The sequence below is a fragment of the Paraburkholderia sp. RL17-383-BIF-A genome (genome assembly GCF_046028015.1).
Classification (GTDB): Bacteria; Pseudomonadota; Gammaproteobacteria; order Burkholderiales; family Burkholderiaceae; genus Paraburkholderia.
On sequence record NZ_JARESR010000004.1, the window covers coordinates 198,228 to 216,063 of the forward strand.

Consider the following 17,836-nt stretch of genomic DNA (forward strand, 5'->3'; position numbering starts at 1 on the left):
AGCGGTCTGAGACGGAGAAGGGCGCAAACCGGTGTGAATCGGTTCCGCCCTTCTTCTTTTTGGAGTGCGCTGCATTGCGCAGTCGGTGCTTGCACCGGCCCAAGCGATGGAAAACCTAAAAACCTGCTGAGATGTAGTCAGTCGAGTAGAACGCGACCGTCAAGATTGATAGGCCAAACAACCAACCAGCCCATTTCGAGGCGGACCAGCGCTTCCATGCAACCGAATTGACGAGGCCCAGGAGCACGGCCGGCCCCAACAGGTATGCGAGAAGAAGCGCCGTATCCCACGACGAGACAGCGCATTTGCCGAGCTCATGGCACCTGGCCATGGATTTATCGGCATGATGTGGCCATTGGTTGTGACTGAAGGCATATAAACATGCCCATGTCAGGAATAGACCGCAAAAACAGCCGGCCAACGAGACACCAATGCGCTTCACTTGATCTCCCAGAACAGGATCGATTTTGAGCCACGCAGGTCGGAGTAACTCACCTCCGAAGCTACGGTTGCACCCTGCCGAAATGACTGGATACCCACGTAACGCCCAATAGTCGCTACGCCGTCAAAGAAGCCGCTGATCGTCAGTCGTGAACCGTTCCAAAGATCAATGTGCCCACCGCTTGCAGTGCCTACGCTTTCGCCTTCGCGCGTCCAATAGCGCGAAAACTGAATGATGCCGGTGCGGCCCTTGACCTTTGATTCCCAATCCGCGCCCGTTATATCTTCCGCCTTCGGGAGCCCTGCAAACGGACGCAGCTGCAACCACTTGCCCAATTCGTCGGCTCGCGTCGCGGTAGCTTTGCCATCAAGCATGATCCGCCCAATGGACGATTGACCCGAGAGCGGTTTAACCCATCTCTGTGAAAATGACTTCGTTTCGACGCCGACCCGGTGGAATGTCACACTCGTCCGAATAGCGCATTGGTCGCGATAAGCTGGATTATCGTAGGGATCGCCCGATGGATAGTGATCCCACAACTCCTGAAAAGTCAGTGCCTTCAGTTGCACTTCCTTGATCGAATTCGGCGTCGAATTGGTTTCTACCTCGGTCGTTTTATTCGGCATTGGTCAGGACCCTTCCTGTCTCGCAAGCGCTGCATCGCCCCAATACACTTTGTAATGGGTGACTGCTTCGGCGTGGACACGTGGCAGATAACCGTATTCGTCAAGCCGCCCGGATATAGTGCTGCCGTTGGCCGATTCGATGAAGTACGGATAGCCTTCGAGGCTCGCCACCGTCGTCGCGACGCGCACCTGTTCGTCATAGATGCCCTTTGCCAGAGCCGAATTGTCGATAGGGGATACGACACGGCTCGCGGCCACAGTGATGTCGTCAGTCCAGTAGAAACAGCCAGGATTGAGGCTGGCCATCACATGGTTGAGTCCGCATGGACACAACACCAGATCGCCTTCGACAACGCCGGGCTGTCCCCTGTAGCACCGGCGCGTAGCCGTGCCGACTATCCTGAACACGCCCTTGCAATTGCCGCATGTTGCTTCGTCGCCATCCAGTGCGAACGGCTTGCCTTGGTCCATCATGTGAGTGGCCGAACCGCCAATGACGACGCCGCCTGTCGTTGTCGGGCTGCCTTGCACCACGAGCGCCTTACGCATGGATCTCGTCTCCCTCGAAGCACGCGAGCCTGTACCCCGTCCCACCGAGTGTCGTAATCCGACACGTCGTTTCGTTCCTTTCGCTTCCCGGCATTCTCAATGTCTCCCGTATGAAATGAGCCAACGTGGATGGGATTCGCGTGCGGTCGTTGAGCGCACCTATCCCGCAATCCATTTCGGCGAATCACAGAGGGATTAGGTATCCGACAAGTCCGAAAAAATGGATATTTCTGTAACGATTTGTGGATGCCTGATGTGGGCCAACTGAGCAACGCAGACAGGGTGATCTTCTCGGAAGCGTTGAAGTCGCGACCTAAGACGGCAACCTATCCTGCTACCGCGGACGCCGTTGCAATACCGCACGCGAAGCGAATCGCTTCAGTTCGGATTGCACGCGAAAAAACGCCCGCTCTGGGCGGGCATGAAGATTAGCGACTCGCTACAACGTGTCGACGCAAAGGCGACGTAGCACCCTTAGTCAAAACTTCACTACCTGAACCCCGCCGCCACGCGCCCCATCTGATCGAGGCCGACGTCGAAGAGCCGTATGAAGAACGGAATCATGTTCGGGGTCATCAATTGCAGAAGCAGCATGCCGATCAGCATGGTGAGCGGGAAGCCGATCTGAAAGACGCCGATCTGCGGCGCGGCGCGATTCAGAATACCGAGCGAGAGGTTGGTGATGAGGAGCGCGACGACCACCGGCAGCGACAGCAACAGCCCCGCTGAAAACACCGTGCTGCCGAAGTTCGCCAGCGTGCGCCAGCCGGGCGCGCCGAGAATGTTCGCCGATACCGGCACCGACTGGAAGGTGGTGAGCAGCGCGCTGATCATCTGCAAATGGCCGTCGATCACCAGAAACACCAGCATCGCGATGGTGTTCATGTAGCTCGACAGCACCTGGCTCGAACTGGCCGCTTGGGCGTCGAAGAACGTCGCGAAGCCGAGGCCCATGCCGAGACCGACGAAGTCGCCGGTCGCGCTGATCGCCTGAAACACGATCTGCATGGTGACGCCGAGTGCGATGCCGATCAGGAACTGGTTGACGATGATCCACACGCCTTCGGCGGAAAACACCGTGACCTGCGGAAGCGCGCCGAGTGTCGGCGCGACGATGATCGTGACGAACGCCGCAAGGCCGATCTTCACGCGCATTGGCAGCGAACGGTTGCCGAGCACCGGTGCGGTGGCGACCAGCGCGAGAATGCGCACGAACGGCCACAGGAACGCGGTGAGCCAGGCGTTCAGTTGCGCGTAGGTGACGGAAAACATCGTGGTGGGAAAGGGGAGGTCGAGACCGGCGCCGCGCTCAGTTGACGAGCGTCGGAATGTTGGTGAGCGTCTGGCGCAGGTAGTCGAGCATGGTCGTCAGCATCCACGGTCCGGCGATCACCATCGTGACGGCAATCGCGAGCAGCTTGGGAATGAACGACAGCGTGCTTTCGTTGATCTGCGTGGCGGCCTGAAACAGGCTCACCACCAGACCGACCACCAGCGCGACCAGCAGCAACGGCGCGGCAAGCAGCAGGCCGACATACATGGCCTGGTGCGCGAGCGTCATGACGGATTCTTGATTCATGGCGATAGGACCGGAAGCGTGAAGGGCGCGAGGGGCGGTGAAAAAACGCGGTAAAAAAACGCGGTTAAAAAACGCGGTTAAACGAAGCTCTGTGCCAGCGAGCCGAGCAGCAACTGCCAGCCGTCGACCAGCACGAACAGCATCAGCTTGAACGGCAGCGAAATGGTCGCGGGCGACACCATCATCATGCCCATCGACATCAGCACGCTCGCCACCACCATGTCGATGATCAGGAACGGGATGAAAATCGTGAAGCCGATCTGGAAGCCGGTTTTCAATTCGCTCGTCACGAACGAAGGCACCAGCAGCGACAACGGTACATCTTCCGGACCCTGCATCGGTGCGGCGTGCGAAATGCGGGCGAACAGCGCCAGGTCGCTTTCGCGGGTCTGGCGCAGCATGAACGTCTTGAACGGCGCGAGGCCACGGTTCACCGCGGTTTCCATCGGCATCGTGCCGTCGGAGAACGGCTTGTAGCCGTCGGTGTAGGCCTTGTCGAGCACCGGCGACATAACGAACAACGTAAGGAACAGCGCGAGCCCGACGAGCACCTGGTTAGGCGGCGTCGTGGTCGTGCCGAGCGCCTGGCGCAGCAGCGAGAGCACGATGATGATGCGCGTGAAGCTCGTCATCATCAGCACCATGGCCGGCAGGAACGACAGCATCGTGAGCAGCAACATGGTCTGCACACTCAGCGAGTACGTCGTGCCGCCGTTCGGGCCGGGGCTCGTGTTGAAGGCCGGCAAGCCGGCCGTTTGCGCGAACGACAGGGTCGGCAGCGCGAGCATCAGCGCCGCCAGTACGACGGGCGCAACTGGGGTGACGCGGCGTAGAGCGCGCACAACCACGGGAATCACTTTCGAAGCGGTGCTGGACATGCGAGCGGATTGCGCGTGACGCGCCGAAGAAAGACTGAACTGCATTACCGAACCTCGCCGCCTTGCCCGTTGAAACGTTTGCCCACTTCGCCTTTCAATGCATCGCGAAAGCGTTGGCCGAAAGTGCCGGGCAGTGCCGTACCGGTAGCCGGCGTGCTTGCCGGACCGGCTTGCGACGCGCCGAGCGCATCGACGGCGGCCGAACCGGCCGGCATCGTGTGAAGCAGGCGTACGTTGCCGGGCGCCGTGCCGAGTACGAGCCACGTATCGCCGATCTCGACCACCGCGACGCGCTCCTTGCCGCCGAGCGAGGCGCCGCCAATCGTTTTCACGAGGCCGCCGCGGTTCGCCGGCTGCAAGCCGAAGCGGCGTGCGAGCCATGCGCAAGCGAACACCAGACCGATCACGACCAGCAGGCCGACGATGGTTTGCAACACCGCGCCGACGCCGAGCGCCGGAACCGCGCTACCCGCACCGACACCCGAGGCGATTTTCGCGGCATTGTTGACCGCATTCATGTCCGCCGCGACAGCGGCCGACGGTGTGAGCAACATGAAGATCGACGCCGGGGCGGATAGCGCCACCGCGACGTTGGCAGCCAGTGCGGCGCGAATCGGAACAGTGCGCGACGCGGCGCGACCGGCTACGCGTTTCATCGATTCAACTTCCGGATGCGTTCGGACGGCGTGATGATGTCGGTCAGACGGATACCGAACTTGTCGTTCACCACCACCACTTCACCCTGTGCGATCAGACAGCCGTTGACCAGCACGTCCATCGGCTCGCCCGCCATGCCGTCCAGTTCCACCACCGACCCCTGTGCGAGTTGCAGCAGGTTGCGGATCGCGATCTTGGTGCGGCCGAGTTCGACGGTCATCTGAACAGGAATGTCCAGGATCATGTCGATGTCGTTGCGCGTCGAGGTCGGCTCGACTTTCGACAACGGCTGGAACACGCCGGCCGTCGTCGCACTGACTTCCGAATTGTCGTTCTGCTCGGCCAGCGCGCTGGCCCAGTCCGCCATGGCCGCTTCGTCTTCGGCTGCGGCTGCGTCGGCGGCCAGTTGCGGCTCGCCTGCGGCCAGCTCGGCCTCGGTTTTTGCGTTCAGGTCACTCATATCCACCTTCCTTCATCGTGTCGGCTGCGCTGATCATTTTCTGGACCCGCAACGCGTACTGACCATTGAAAATTCCGTAGCCGCATTCCATCACCGGCACGCCATCGACTTTCGCCGTGATGTGTTCGGGGATGTTGATCGGCAGAACATCGCCTTTGCGCATGTTCAGGATCTGTTCGAACGTGACCGGCACCTGCGCGAGGTCGGCGGTCAGTTCCACTTCCGCGGCCTGCACCTGCTGCGACAGCACGCGGACCCAGCGGCGGTCGACTTCGAGCGCCTCGCCCTGGATCGGCGACGAAAGAATGTCGCGGATCGGTTCGATCATCGAGTACGGCATGCAGATGTGCAGCGTGCCGCCCGTCGTGCCGAACTCGATCGAGAACTGCGTGACGATGACGATTTCGTTCGGCGTCGCCACGTTGGCGAACTGCGTGTGCATTTCCGAGCGCACGTATTCGAATTGCAGCGGACGCACGCTTTTCCACGACGCCGTGTAGTGCTCGAACGTGAGGTTGAGCAGCTTCATGATGATGCGCTGCTCGGTCTGCGTGAAATCGCGGCCTTCGACGCGGGTATGGAAACGCCCGTCGCCGCCGAACAGGTTGTCGACCACGAAGAACACCAGGTTCGGGTCGAACACGAACAGCGACGTGCCGCGCAACGGCTTTACGTGGACCAGATTCAGGTTGGTCGGGATCGGCAGATTGCGGGTGAATTCGCTGTACTTCTGCACCTTCACCGGACCGACGGAGATTTCCGCCGAGCGCCGCATGAAGTTGAAGATACCGACGCGCAACAGCCGCGCAAACCGGTCGTTGATGATTTCGAGGCCAGGCATCCGGCCGCGGACGATGCGTTCCTGCGTCGCGATGTTGTAGGGCCGTACGCCCACACGCTCGCTCTGCTCGGCTTCCGAATCGGACTCGCCGGTTACGCCCTTGAGGAGAGCATCGACCTCCTCCTGGGACATGAACTCTTCGTGGCCCATTCCTTATTCCTCGTGCGTCCCGTGGCGGTTGATGATGGCAGCGCTGATTAACGTCACGACCGACGTCACTGCACGACGAATTCGGTGAACAGCACGTCCTGGACATGGATCGGCACGGCGCCCTTGTCGGTCGGCTGTTCGATCAGTGTCCGGAGTTCCGTGGCGAGCGCGCGCTTGCCTTCGAGCGGCGCCAGTTCGTCAGGGTGCTTGTTCGACAGCGCGAGCAGGATACGGCTACGCACTTCGGGCATGTGCTCGGTCAGTTCCTGCTGGGTCTTCGCGTCGGTGAGTTTCAGCGTCAGGCCGATGCGCAGGAAGTGCTGCTGGCCGTCGTCCGATTGCAGATTGACGGTCATCGATTCGAGCGGGAAAAACAGCGGCGCGGGTGCCGGGGCCGGCGCGGCTTCCGCCGAGGCTGTGGCGGGAGCGCGCTTGGACATGAAGAACCATACGCCCGCGCCGGCTGCGCCCGCGGCGATGATCGCGATGAGCACGATCAGGATGATGCGCTTCAAGGGGCCCGGGGAGGCGGGCGCGGCTTGCTGGGGTGCGGTCGTGGTTGCCATGAGGTTTGCTTTGCTTGCCTTTAGTGCTGGTGATGGTGATTGTTGTTTATTTGCCTGCGGCGCGATGGGTCGAAAAGAAGGGTTATTGCGGGCTATCTCTGGTTTTTGGGGTTTTTGCTGTCGCGGCCGGAGACGTTGGCCTTTCCTTGAATTCGCTGTGGTCTATTGGCGTTGCCCCTGTGCGGGGCGGCACTTACTTTCTTTGCCGCCGCAAAGAAAGTAAGCAAAGAAAGCGGCTTCACACCGCTAATCCTTAAGCGCGGCCCTCGCGCAGTCACGGTAGTGGTGCATCTGGAATCAGTCTCCTCGCACATTCAACATTCGTGACAAGGCAGTCATTCTTCCAGCGGCGCTGCGCGCGCCGTCGCGGTTCTTCATCCAATGCCCGACGCGAATCGGCGCCCTTTGAAGGGCGCCGATAACCCGTTGCCTTGAGACCTCAATGCCTTCGGCCCACAGTGGCGGCGGGGTCAAGGCGTCAGCATCACGCGAATGTGTCTACCAGACCCACTGTGCGTCGCGCCGGTACGTTGACCGCCATGTCGATCGTGTCTGAGCCGCTGCTGCCGCCATATGATCCGCTCGCACCGCTCGAGCGGCCGCCAGAGCGGCCAGAGTCGGCGCTCTGCTGTTGGCCGCCCTGGCGCGCAAAGCCGTCGCTGACGCTCGCGCTGCCCAAGCCGATCCCGTTTGATTCCATCGCCTCGCGTAGCTTCGGCAACGCCGCTTCGACCGCTTCACGCACGGATTGATGCTGCGAAACAAACAACGCATGGGCGTGGTTGTCGGCAACCTGCAAGACAACCTGCAAGGGACCAAGGTCCTTCGGGTTCAGCGTCAGTTCGGCGCTCTGTGAATGCGCGTTCGACAGGAACACCACCTTCTGACTCAATGCGTCCTCCCAGTCGGTCGTGCCGACCTGAGGTGATAGTGCGTTTGCCGCTTGCGCCGCGCCGGCATTGCCGGTGGTCTGGACGGCAGCGGTCGCGCTCGCCGCGCTGGCCGCCGCCTGCGTGGCGGCCAGCGCAGCTGTCGCTGCGTCCGCCGCGCTCTTGAAGGATGCGAGATCGTCACCCTGCGTGCCGCCGGCCGTTGCCGTCAACGCGTCGTTCGCCGCCTTTGCCGCTGCGGACGGGTCCGCCACGGTCGTCGCCGCCGTCGTCAAAGCGGCCTTCGACGCGCTCGATCCCTTGCCGTCGCCGAACAGGCCACTGGCCAAGGTCTTGCCGTCCGAGGTTCCGTTCGAGGTTCCGTTAAGTCCCGCGTTCGTGCCAGCCGCGAGGCCGTTCGCCGACGTCGCGGCATTGGCGGCGGCGCCGCTCGCCATTGCTTGGGGGGGAACGCCCTGGCCATTCGCCAAAGCCGCCAGCGCCGCCTGCAATGCGTCTTGCAACGACTTTGGATCCGTAGCGGTAGTTTTCTTGCCTGAGGTGCCGCCCGTCGTGGCGTCCGTGGTCGTGCCGGGCAACGCGGTCGCGGCGTCGGCCAAGGCCGTGGCGGGGTCGGCGGTGGCCGGCGTGGCGGCGTTGTCCGCGTTAGCTTGCGCTTGCGCTTGTGCCTGGGCCTGCGCTGCGGCGGCTGCTGCGGCGGTGCCCGCGTCGGTCTGGGTCGCCGTGTTGCCGGCCTTCGGCGGCGTGGCGGCGGGCTTGTCGCTCGAAGCCTGTTGCGTGTTGCCCGCCGATGCCGACGACGATGCGGAGTTCGCCGGCTTGCCGGCGTCCTTGCTGCTGCTCGTGTCGTCCGTGCTCTGCGCGCTTGAATCAGCCGGCGGCGGAGCATCGTGCACGCTCGACGAAGACGACGATCCAGAAGACGCCGCAGCCGCAGCCTGCTGCTGTTGCTGCTGGCTCGCGCTCTGCGCGGCAGCACTGTTTTGCTGGTCGATGCTCTGCTGCAGGGTTTGCGAGAACGGTTTGGCGTTTGCCGCAGCGGCAATGGCCGCGCTGGTGGACGTGCTGCTGGCGGAGCCGAGCAGCGAGCCGATCTGTGAAAGAAGCGACATAGGGAATCCTGTCAATCCGTCAAACGGGGTGTTCAGTCAGTCAAGGCGGCGCTCATGCACCTTCGGCGCGCATCCGCAGAATCCGGGCGGCGTGTTCGTCGGCGTCGCGCTGGTCGCGCCGCGCCGTGGTTCTGGCTTCGGCTGCTTCGCCGCGCGCCTGCAGCACTTCATATGAGCCGAGCTTCTGCTTCTGGCGCTGCCAGTCGGGCTTCGCGGCCTCGACGCGCGCGGTGGCCGTCGCCAGCAGATTGCGCTGCTGTTCGATGGCGGCGTCGAGCGTGTCGATGAACGCCTGGAAGTTGCGCATGTTGCCCGCGGGCATGCCCGTCTGGGCGGTCGCCGTGAAGCGCGCGTGATATTCGTCGCGATACTGCACAAGGGCGTCGAGTTGCGCCTGCACATCGTTGCGCTCGCGCTGCGCGCGGCCCAGACGTTGCGCGGCGGCGTCGACATCGTCCTGGGCCAGGCCGATGAGGGTTTTGATCGGAAAGTGTTTCGCCATCGTCAGCCTCCTTGGGCAAACAGCGCGTCCAGCATCTCGAGACTTGGTTCAAAGTTCGCGCACTCGCGAAAACCTTGCTGCAAAAATGCTTCCATCCGCGGATACAGCGCGATGGCGCGGTCGAGCAGCGCGTCGCGCCCGCTCGAATACGCGCCGACGTTGATCAGATCGCGGTTGCGCTGATAGCGCGACAGCATCTGCTTGAACATACGCGTCTTGTCCAGATGGTTATCGTCGATCAGCGCGGTCATTGCCCGGCTAATCGACGCTTCGATGTCGATGGCCGGATAGTGGCCGGCTTCAGCCAGCGAGCGCGACAGCACGATGTGGCCGTCCAGAATCGCTCTCGCGGAGTCGGCGATCGGGTCCTGCTGGTCGTCGCCCTCGGTCAGCACGGTGTAGAACGCGGTGATCGAACCGCCGCCCGCCGGGCCGTTGCCCGTGCGCTCGACGAGCGCCGGCAGCTTGGCGAACACCGAAGGCGGATAGCCCTTGGTGGCGGGCGGCTCGCCCACGGCCAGCGCGATCTCGCGCTGTGCCATTGCGTAGCGGGTCAGCGAATCCATCAGCAGCAGCACATGCTTGCCCTGGTCGCGGAAATACTCGGCGAGCGAGGTCGAGTAGGACGCCGCCTGCATCCGCAGAAGCGGCGAGACGTCGGCGGGCGCGGCGATCACCACGGAGCGCGCCAAACCTTCCTCGCCGAGAATCTGCTCGATGAATTCCTTCACTTCGCGGCCGCGTTCCCCGATCAGGCCGATCACGATCACTTCGGCGCTGGTGTAGCGCGCCATCGTGCCGAGCAGCACCGATTTACCGACGCCCGATCCGGCGAACAGGCCCATGCGCTGACCACGTCCGACCGTCAGCAGCGCGTTGATCGCGCGCACGCCGACGTCGAGCACCTTGTGGATCGGTTCGCGATTCAATGGATTGATGACCGGTGCGGACAACGGCGCGTCGGCATGCGTGCCAAGCGGGCCGAGTCCGTCGAGCGGACGGCCGGACGCATCCAGCACGCGGCCGAGCAATTCCCAGCCGACCGGCAGACGTTTCGCGCCCGCCATCGGATCGGCGATCGGCGCGCTTTCCAGCGGATAGACGCGCGCGCCGGGCAGCAGGCCGATCACTTCGGTGGTCGGCATCAGAAACAGTTTGTCGCCGGAGAAGCCGACCACTTCGGCTTCGGCCATCGGCAGTGAACTGCCTTGCGGCAGTTCGATCATCACTTCCGCGCCCACCGAGAGGCGCAGGCCGACGGCTTCCAGCACGAGGCCGGCGGCGCGCGTGAGACGACCGCAGGCGCGCATCGGCTTGGCGATCGCATTGCGTGCGCGCAGCGCGTCGAGGCGGCCGCGCCAGGCCTGCATGTGCGGATTGCTGTCGAGCGCGGGGTCGTACGGGGGGAAGGGAACAGCGGCGGGAGCGGGGCTCGATGGGGCGGCGTCGTGGCTCGCGGCGGCGCCCGTCGCCGGATGGGCATGCGCCGGATCGCGCAGGGCGGCTTCAATGGCGGCGACCGCCGCCGCGGCGGGTGTGACCGCGGCCGGCACGTCTGCCAGCGCCTCGGCGCCGAACGATGCCAGCGCCAGTTCGCGTTCGAGCGGCGTCAGATCGCTGGCGCGAATCTCTTCGAGCGTCGGCTTCACCATGTGCTCACCTTGCCGAGTGCGGCGGCCACGCGCTCCCAGCGCGTATCGATGCCGGCGTCCACTTCGCCGGTTCCGGCCTGCGCGCGGCAGCCGCCACGTTCCACGGCCGGATCGGTGCGCACGGTCCAGCCGCGCGTTTGCAGTTCTTCCATCAGATAGGCTTCGACCACCGGCAGATCGGCGGGACTCACGATCAGGGCCGGCGCGCCGACCAGCGTGGGCTCGCTCGCCAGCACTTCACGCGCGGCGGCGATCAGCGCGGTCGGGTCGTGCTGCACGTGCTGACGCACCACCTGCTGCGCGATGTCGAGCGCCAGTGCGACCAGCGTTTCGGAGATCGCGCCTTGGGCGCCGTCGAGAGCCGACTTGAAAGTTTCAGCCAGCGCGGCGAGCCGCGCCGCTTCTTCGCGCGCTTCGCTCTGGCCCTGCTCGAAGCCCTGCGCATGACCTTGCTCGTAGCCGGCCTGGTAGCCGAGCGCCTGACCGGCCACGTGGCCGGAGGCGATGCCCTGTGCATGCGCGGCGTCGCGCAGACGTTCGAGTTCGGCCTCGAACGCGCCGTCGTCGACTTCGGGTTCGGGCGGTGCCGGCGGCACCGGATCGAACGAGGCCATCTCCCAGCGCTGGTAGGCCGAGAGGCTTTCCTTCGCCGAGGAGTTCTGATCAGACATATGCATCTTCGGCCTTGCCGCCTAGAACGATCTGGCCGCCTTCGGCCAGGTTGCGCACGATCTGCAGGATGCGGCGCTGCTGCGTCTCGACTTCGGAGACGCGCACCGGACCGCGCGCGTCGAGGTCTTCGGCGAGCAGTTCGGCAGCACGCTGCGACATGTTCGACAGGAACTTCTGGCGCAGCGCGGGCGGCGCGCCCTTCAGCGAGATGATCAACGCCTCGGACTCGACTTCCTTCAGCAGCAGCTGAATTGCGCGGTCTTCCAGATCGAGCAGGTTCTCGAACACAAACATCTGATCAATGATCTTCTGCGCAAGTTCCGCGTCGTACTGGCGAACGTTCTCGATGACGCCTTCTTCATGGTTGCTCGACATGAAGTTGAGAATCTCGGCCGCCGTGCGGATCCCGCCCATCGGGCTGCGCTTGAGGTTGTCGCTGCCGGACAGCAGGCCCGTCAGCACGTCGTCGAGTTCGCGCAGCGCGGCCGGCTGGATGCCGTCGAGCGTCGCGATCCGCAGCAGCACGTCGTTGCGCAGCCGCTCCGTGAAGCAGGCGACGATTTCCGACGCCTGATCGCGATCCAGGTGAACGAGGATGGTCGCGATGATCTGCGGATGCTCGTTCTTGATGAGTTCGGCGACCGCCGCGGAATCCATCCACTTGAGGCCTTCGATACCGCTGGTATCGCTGCCCTGCAAAATCCGGTCGATGATCGCGCCGGCCTTGTCGTCGCCGAGCGCCTTGGTCAGCACCGAACGGATGTACTCGTTCGAATCCAGCGACATGCCGGTGTGCTGCTCGGCCTCGCGTACGAACTCCTGCAGGACTTCGTCGACCTGCTCGCGGGTCACGCTCTTCAGTGCGGCCATCGCGACGCCGATCTTCTGGACTTCGCGCGGCCCGAGGAACTTGAACACCTGCGCGGCTTCTTCCTCGCCGATCGACATCAGCAGGAGCGCGCTCTTCATTACGCCTTCAGCGCTCATCGGACACCCAATTTTTCACGACGGTTGCAACGATCTTCGGATCCTGGCGGGCGATGCTGCGCGCGAATTCCAGGTTCCGCTCATATTTGTGCTTGGAGCTTTCGAGCGCGAGCAGTTCGCTGTCGGTTTCCAGTTCGGCGACCGAGCTTCCGTTCGCGCCCGCGCGCTCGGCGGCGGGGATGCCATCCAGCAGGACCGGCTCGTCCGGCGACGGCAGCGCCCCGGCGACGACCGGCTCCGGCGGCGGGAAAGCGCGGCGCAGCGCCGGCTTGACCATCACGAAGTAAAGGAACAGGGCGACCGCGCCGATGCCGAGGTAGGTGGCGATCTGCTTGGCGAGCGCGATCATGTCCGGCGTGCGCCACCACGGCAGGTCGGCGTTCGGGTCGAGGTCGGTGCTGAACGGGCTGTTGACCACGTTCACCGAGTCACCGCGCGCCGAGTCGAAACCCATTGCGTCCTTGACCAGCTGGTTGACCTGCGCGAGCTTGTCGGCGGTGACCGGCTGCATCGTGGCGTGACCCTTGGCGTCGACCACCCGCATGTAGTTCACCACGACCGCCACCGAGAGACGCTTGATGCCGCCCATCGGCCGCTCGAGGTGCCGCACTGTCTTGTCGAGTTCGTAGTTGGTAGTCGAGTCCTTGCGGTCGCTGACCGGCGTGGTCGTCACGCCGCTCGCGCCGTTCGGCGCGTTGATCGGCGCGGACGCCGGCTGCGGCGGCTGGTTCGACAGCGCGCCCGGCACGCCCGAGGCGGCGCCTTGCGACATTTCGGTGGCGCTGCTCGACTGCTGGCTGCGGATCGCCGCCTGCTGCGGGTTGCCGTTCGGGCCGTAGTTTTCCGAGGTCTGCTCGCTATGCGAGAAGTCGATGTCGGCGCTGACCTGCGAATGCGCGTTGCCCGAGCCGAACAACGGCGAGAGGATCGCGTCGATACGTTGCTGGGTGCTGCGCTCGATCTGCTGGCGGTACTTCAGTTGCGAGGCGTCGAGTCCGCTGCCGGTGGAAGGCTGCGTCAGCAGGTTGCCGTCCTGGTCGAGAATCGTCACGCCCTTGACCGGCATATCCGGCACCGCCGAGGACACCATATGGGTGATCGCCAGCACCTGGCCGTCGTCGAGCGCGCGGCCCGGGTAGAGGTTGACCAGCACGGAGGCGGACGGCGCTTCCTTGTCGCGCACGAAGACGGAGGGTTTCGGGATCGCCAGATGCACGCGAGCCGACTTCACCGACGAAATCGATTCGATCGTGCGCTCCAGCTCGCCTTCCAGGGCGCGCTGATAGTTGATCTGCTCGGCAAACTGGCTGATGCCGAATTTCTGGTTGTCCATCAGCTCGAAGCCGACCGAACCGCTCTTGGGCAGACCTTGCGACGCGAGCCGCAGACGCATCTCATGCACCTGTTCGGCCGGCACGAGGATCGCGCCGCCGGCGTCGGAGAACTTATAGGGAATGTTGGCCGCTTGCAGCGCCGTGATGATCGCGCCGCCGTCGCGGTCCGACAGATTGCTGTAGAGCACCTTGTAGTCCGGTGCCCGCGACCACAGGAACAGGCCCGCCACCACGGCGACCAGCAGCGCGACGGCGAAAATCAACGGCGCGCGCGGGTTGCCGCGCATTTGCGCGAGGCCTGACAGACGTTGACCAAAGTTGCCGCCGAGGTTGCCCGAAAGGCCGCCCAGGTCCGCGGCGCCGCCGGCCTGGCCGGCGCCGGCCGCACCGGCGCCAGGCTGCGCGCCGGCGAGGCCCATGCGGGCGTCGGGGTTGATCAAAGAGTTGGCTGACGAATCCATGCGTCGGGTTTCTCCGGGATGCCTTTTGCGTTCTGCCGCTTACGCGCCGAGGGTCGGCGGGCGTGCGGACAGAGACTTTCACCATTGAAATTATCCGTGGCGCGGCTCAACCCGATTGCTTGAATAGAGCCGGGTTTCCCCCCTAGTTTCGGGGCTTTCCCGTATGGCTGCGGCGCTATGCTTTCGTCCAGATCGGTACGGTTCTGGCATGCCGGTCGTCATTCCCTGGAGAAAACATGACTTTCCCCGTGAACGCGCTCTCGTCGGCGCTGCAACAGATGCAGTCGATGGCGGCGCAAGCGGCCGGCGGCAGCAATGCCGTCGCCGACACCTCCGGCGCGGCGACGCCCACCGGTTTTGCCTCGGCGCTGAAAGCCTCGCTGGACAAGATCAGCGGCGATCAGACCAAGGCGATCGGCGAATCGAAGGCGTTCGAACTCGGCGCGTCCAACGTGTCGCTCAACGACGTGATGGTCGATATGCAAAAGGCCAACGTGGGCTTCCAGTTCGGCCTGCAGGTGCGCAACAAGCTGGTGTCCGCCTATAACGACATCATGCAGATGTCGGTATGAGCGCGCCTCGGGCGGCAAGGTTCGTCCGCCCGCCCGAATGCGTGCATGCCGTGTGGCCCTCGCGGGCCGCGCCATTCGGCCCCTTAATCCTCCTTACACCGGCCTAAAGCTTTCCGGCTGCCTATCCGATAACCAGATACAGGCAGCGATCGGGGTGCGGCAACGTGCCCGGATAGGGAGCCACGACCCAACCGCAGTGCAAGACAGGAGGAGCGCCGATGTTTTCCCCAGGACACTCTGGAGCCAATGCGTACGCACGCGTCGGCGTCGAGACAGGGGTGATGGGCGCGAGTCCGCATCGTCTGATCGTGATGTTGTATCAGGGCGCGCGGCAGGCCATCGCGCAGGCGCGCATGCATCTGCAGCAAGGCAATGTGCCGGGTCGTGGAGAGGCGATCGGCAAGGCGATCCAGATCGTCGAAAGCGGGCTGCAGCAGTCGCTCAACCTTGAGGCGGGCGGCGAGATTGCGGAGCGGTTGAATGCGCTATATAGCTATATGTCGCGCCGGCTGCTCGAAGCCAACATAAAACAAAGCGAGGCGATGCTGGTCGAGGTGGATGGCCTTTTGGCGACACTCGAAGAGGCATGGATCGGGATTGCCCCGGAGATCGCGCGGATGGCAGCTCAGCCGGCCGCGGAAAGCATGAGATGACATCGAACGCAGAATACTTCGCCCGATACGAGGCGATTGCAGCGATTTCCTGCCGCATGTTGATGGCTGCCCGGCGCGCACTGTGGAACGATCTGGTCCACTTGCAGGAGGAATACCGCCATCTGGTGGAGGCGTTGCGAGACGCCGAAACCGGCGTGAAGCTCGACGAGGGGGAGCGCCTGCGCAAATACGCGCTGATCCGCCAGATTCTCGCCGACGACGCTGCGATCCGCGATCTGGCGAATCCGCGCATGGCCAGTCTGTCGGCGCTGTTCGCCGGACGGCCGACTCACGTGCTCAAGGAGTTGTACGGGGCGCGCTGAGTTTCGCCGCGCGCGCCGCCTCCGTCTCTATTCATCTGGCTGACTGACTCTGTTTGAGCGCGCCGTCGCCAATGTGACCAAGGAATCGGCATGAACGGAATCGACACGGCCGTCGCTTCGCTGCTCGCGAACCGCGTCGACAGCCTGCTCAACATTGCTCCGGGCAGCGCGGCCGCGTCGCAGACCGGCGCGGCGGGCGTCGATACCGCGCCCACCACCTCGACGCCTATTGCCACGCCGGCACCGCAGGCTTCCGCGCAAACTGCGCTGTCCGCCGTCGCGCTGACGCTCAACGCGATCCTACGCTCGGGCGGCGAGGCCACGCCCGCCGTGCTCGGGCAAGCGCCGATCTGGCCGGCTGCGCCTGCACTCGATGTCGAAGTCGGCGCGTTACCGCTGTTCAACTCGCCCGCTGCGGCAACGGCTTCCGCCGGGACCACCGCCAATCCGAATGGCGCTGCAAACGCGGCCACCGCGGCGACCGCGAGTGTGGCGGCAACCCAGGTGCCTGTCGCGGCGCTCGCAGCCGCGCTCGAACAGACGGTCGGCGATAGCGGTCTCTTCTACGAAGCCCATCTCGCGCAATGGCTGGCTGGCCAGCGTCCGCCGGCTTCGCTGGCCGGGGAGGCGCAAAACAAGCTGGTGGCCGCCGCCGCGCAATTGCCGCTCGACTGGGCGAATGACGCCGGCGAGGCGTCCGCCGCCAATCCTTCCGCGCGGCAGGGCATGGGCGCGGCGCCGAATGTCTCACCGAACGGCTCGTTAAACGGCCCACCGAACGGCCCATCGAACGGCGCACCGGACGCCGGCGCCGCCGGCCGCGCGATGCCGTCGATCCAGACTGCGCAGGCCGCACGATTCATGGCCGGCGAGGTGCTGGCCAGTTCCCTGTCCGACCTGAACGGCCAGCCCGCGCACGCCGGCCTGCATAGCGCGGCGGCGCAACCGGCCGACGGCAGCTCGTCGCAGAATTCGCAGTCGATGGCGGCCGCGGTTCATCCCGCGACCGTGCCCCTGGTGCGTCAGCAGCTCGATCTGCTCGCGACCGGCCAGTTTCGCTGGACCGGCGAAGCATGGCCGGGCGCGCGGCTCGACTGGACCATCGAACAGGACGGCGACGAATGGGATCGCAGCGGCGGTGGCGCGGCGAGCGAGGAGGACCAGCCGTGGCGCACGCGCCTGACGCTGTCGCTGCCGACGCTCGGCACCGTCGATGCGGAACTGACGCTGACCGGCACGCGGCTCATCGCGCGAGTGCAGGCCAGCCCCGGCGGGGCGGCGCGCCTCGCCACGCAGGGCGAGAGCTTCCGCCAGCGGCTCGCGGCGGCGGGCATCGAATTGAATGGCTTGACGATTCGCGAGATCGGCGGCGGTGCGCCGGTCACTGGCGCCAACGCGGCCGGTGCGGCCGCGGCCGCTCAGGCGGCGGCGTCGGCCTATGTGAAGTCGGCTTCGGCGGCGAGTCCGGCTGCGGCGAGCGCCGACCGGGCCACGACTGTACGCCGCGCGGCACGCTCCGCCCGTACCGAAGCCGCGTCGCCCGACGATTTCGATTGGGACCTGTCATGAGCCGCAAGCACCGCCGCAGCGCGGCCGCGCTCGTCTACGACTCGCAAGGGGGCGATCCCGCGCCGCGGGTGATCGCCAAAGGCTACGGGATGCTGGCCGAGATGATCGTGCAGCGGGCCAAGGAAGCCGGCCTGTATGTGCACGAGGCGCCCGAAATGGTGTCGCTGCTGATGCAGGTGGACCTCGACGCACGGATTCCGCCGCAGCTCTATCAGGCCGTGGCGGAGTTGCTCGCGTGGCTGCATCGGCTGGAAAGCGGTGCGGAGAACGAACCGGCGCACGCCGCGAATGCCGATGCACGCGATGTCATCGACGTGGTGGCCACCGAAGTGGACGGCGGCACCGCGGCGCGTTGAGCCGT

At 64.6% G+C, this 17,836-nt stretch carries 20 protein-coding genes; 5 read left to right on the plus strand and 15 right to left on the minus strand.

The window, feature by feature from the left end:
* Nucleotides 1–438: 438 nt before the first annotated feature.
* The 15 genes from P0D71_RS06600 to fliF all read right to left on the minus strand — a co-directional run bounded on the left by P0D71_RS06600 (nucleotide 439) and on the right by fliF (nucleotide 14,358).
* Nucleotides 439–1,068, minus strand: coding sequence for a type VI secretion system amidase effector protein Tae4 (locus P0D71_RS06600; RefSeq protein ID WP_408479515.1), 630 nt, complete (start codon nucleotides 1,066–1,068; stop codon nucleotides 439–441).
* 3 nt (nucleotides 1,069–1,071) lie between these two features.
* A complete protein-coding gene (locus P0D71_RS06605) occupies nucleotides 1,072–1,617 on the minus strand; it encodes a PAAR domain-containing protein (RefSeq protein ID WP_408479516.1) in 546 nt (181 codons plus the stop codon).
* A 489-nt stretch (nucleotides 1,618–2,106) separates the two neighbouring features.
* A complete protein-coding gene (fliR, locus tag P0D71_RS06610; RefSeq protein ID WP_091798075.1) occupies nucleotides 2,107–2,889 on the minus strand; it encodes a flagellar biosynthetic protein FliR in 783 nt (260 codons plus the stop codon).
* A 37-nt stretch (nucleotides 2,890–2,926) separates the two neighbouring features.
* Nucleotides 2,927–3,196, minus strand: a complete 270-nt coding sequence (fliQ, locus tag P0D71_RS06615) for a flagellar biosynthesis protein FliQ (protein WP_011490196.1) — start codon at nucleotides 3,194–3,196, stop codon at nucleotides 2,927–2,929.
* A 77-nt stretch (nucleotides 3,197–3,273) separates the two neighbouring features.
* Nucleotides 3,274–4,119, minus strand: coding sequence for a flagellar type III secretion system pore protein FliP (gene fliP / locus P0D71_RS06620; protein WP_408181582.1), 846 nt, complete (start codon nucleotides 4,117–4,119; stop codon nucleotides 3,274–3,276).
* The gene (gene fliO, locus P0D71_RS06625) at nucleotides 4,119–4,730 is read right to left on the minus strand and encodes a flagellar biosynthetic protein FliO (protein WP_408181579.1); all 612 of its coding nucleotides are present in this window, start codon (nucleotides 4,728–4,730) and stop codon (nucleotides 4,119–4,121) included. The genes fliP and fliO overlap by 1 nt, the downstream gene beginning before the upstream one ends.
* Nucleotides 4,727–5,191 (minus strand): flagellar motor switch protein FliN, encoded by a 465-nt coding sequence (gene fliN / locus P0D71_RS06630; protein WP_091798085.1) that lies wholly within the window; start codon nucleotides 5,189–5,191, stop codon nucleotides 4,727–4,729. The genes fliO and fliN overlap by 4 nt, the downstream gene beginning before the upstream one ends.
* Nucleotides 5,184–6,182 carry a flagellar motor switch protein FliM gene (gene fliM, locus P0D71_RS06635; protein WP_091798088.1) on the minus strand — a complete coding sequence of 333 codons (999 nt, stop codon included), beginning with the start codon at nucleotides 6,180–6,182 and terminating at the stop codon, nucleotides 5,184–5,186. The genes fliN and fliM overlap by 8 nt, the downstream gene beginning before the upstream one ends.
* Before the next feature lie 65 nt (nucleotides 6,183–6,247).
* Nucleotides 6,248–6,748, minus strand: a complete 501-nt coding sequence (gene fliL / locus P0D71_RS06640; protein ID WP_091798091.1) for a flagellar basal body-associated protein FliL — start codon at nucleotides 6,746–6,748, stop codon at nucleotides 6,248–6,250.
* Nucleotides 6,749–7,232: 484 nt separating this feature from the next.
* Entirely contained in the window at nucleotides 7,233–8,750 is a 1,518-nt protein-coding gene (locus tag P0D71_RS06645; RefSeq protein ID WP_408479517.1) for a flagellar hook-length control protein FliK, read from the minus strand.
* Nucleotides 8,751–8,802: 52 nt separating this feature from the next.
* Nucleotides 8,803–9,252, minus strand: a complete 450-nt coding sequence (gene fliJ, locus P0D71_RS06650) for a flagellar export protein FliJ (RefSeq protein ID WP_091798096.1) — start codon at nucleotides 9,250–9,252, stop codon at nucleotides 8,803–8,805.
* A 2-nt stretch (nucleotides 9,253–9,254) separates the two neighbouring features.
* Complete coding sequence (gene fliI, locus P0D71_RS06655) at nucleotides 9,255–10,904, minus strand: flagellar protein export ATPase FliI (protein WP_408479518.1); 1,650 nt, start codon at nucleotides 10,902–10,904, stop codon at nucleotides 9,255–9,257.
* Entirely contained in the window at nucleotides 10,898–11,581 is a 684-nt protein-coding gene (fliH, locus tag P0D71_RS06660; RefSeq protein WP_177205053.1) for a flagellar assembly protein FliH, read from the minus strand. Before fliH ends, fliI begins: the two co-directional genes overlap by 7 nt.
* A complete protein-coding gene (gene fliG, locus P0D71_RS06665) occupies nucleotides 11,568–12,563 on the minus strand; it encodes a flagellar motor switch protein FliG (RefSeq protein WP_007179928.1) in 996 nt (331 codons plus the stop codon). The genes fliH and fliG overlap by 14 nt, the downstream gene beginning before the upstream one ends.
* Nucleotides 12,553–14,358 carry a flagellar basal-body MS-ring/collar protein FliF gene (gene fliF, locus P0D71_RS06670; protein WP_408181566.1) on the minus strand — a complete coding sequence of 602 codons (1,806 nt, stop codon included), beginning with the start codon at nucleotides 14,356–14,358 and terminating at the stop codon, nucleotides 12,553–12,555. Before fliF ends, fliG begins: the two co-directional genes overlap by 11 nt.
* A 236-nt stretch (nucleotides 14,359–14,594) precedes the next feature.
* Between fliF and fliE the strand changes: the two genes are divergently transcribed.
* The 5 genes from fliE (at nucleotide 14,595) to P0D71_RS06695 (ending at nucleotide 17,831) form a co-directional block, all read left to right on the plus strand.
* A complete protein-coding gene (gene fliE, locus P0D71_RS06675; RefSeq protein ID WP_091798105.1) occupies nucleotides 14,595–14,930 on the plus strand; it encodes a flagellar hook-basal body complex protein FliE in 336 nt (111 codons plus the stop codon).
* A gap of 218 nt (nucleotides 14,931–15,148) precedes the next feature.
* Complete coding sequence (gene fliS, locus P0D71_RS06680; RefSeq protein WP_091798108.1) at nucleotides 15,149–15,583, plus strand: flagellar export chaperone FliS; 435 nt, start codon at nucleotides 15,149–15,151, stop codon at nucleotides 15,581–15,583.
* Nucleotides 15,580–15,906: a flagellar protein FliT gene (locus tag P0D71_RS06685; protein WP_408181562.1), complete on the plus strand. Its 327-nt coding sequence runs from the start codon at nucleotides 15,580–15,582 to the stop codon at nucleotides 15,904–15,906. The genes fliS and P0D71_RS06685 overlap by 4 nt, the downstream gene beginning before the upstream one ends.
* A gap of 90 nt (nucleotides 15,907–15,996) precedes the next feature.
* A complete protein-coding gene (gene fliK / locus P0D71_RS06690) occupies nucleotides 15,997–17,475 on the plus strand; it encodes a flagellar hook-length control protein FliK (protein WP_408479519.1) in 1,479 nt (492 codons plus the stop codon).
* On the plus strand, nucleotides 17,472–17,831 hold the full coding sequence (locus P0D71_RS06695; RefSeq protein WP_091798117.1) for an EscU/YscU/HrcU family type III secretion system export apparatus switch protein: 360 nt from the start codon (nucleotides 17,472–17,474) through the stop codon (nucleotides 17,829–17,831). Before fliK ends, P0D71_RS06695 begins: the two co-directional genes overlap by 4 nt.
* Nucleotides 17,832–17,836: the final 5 nt, after the last annotated feature.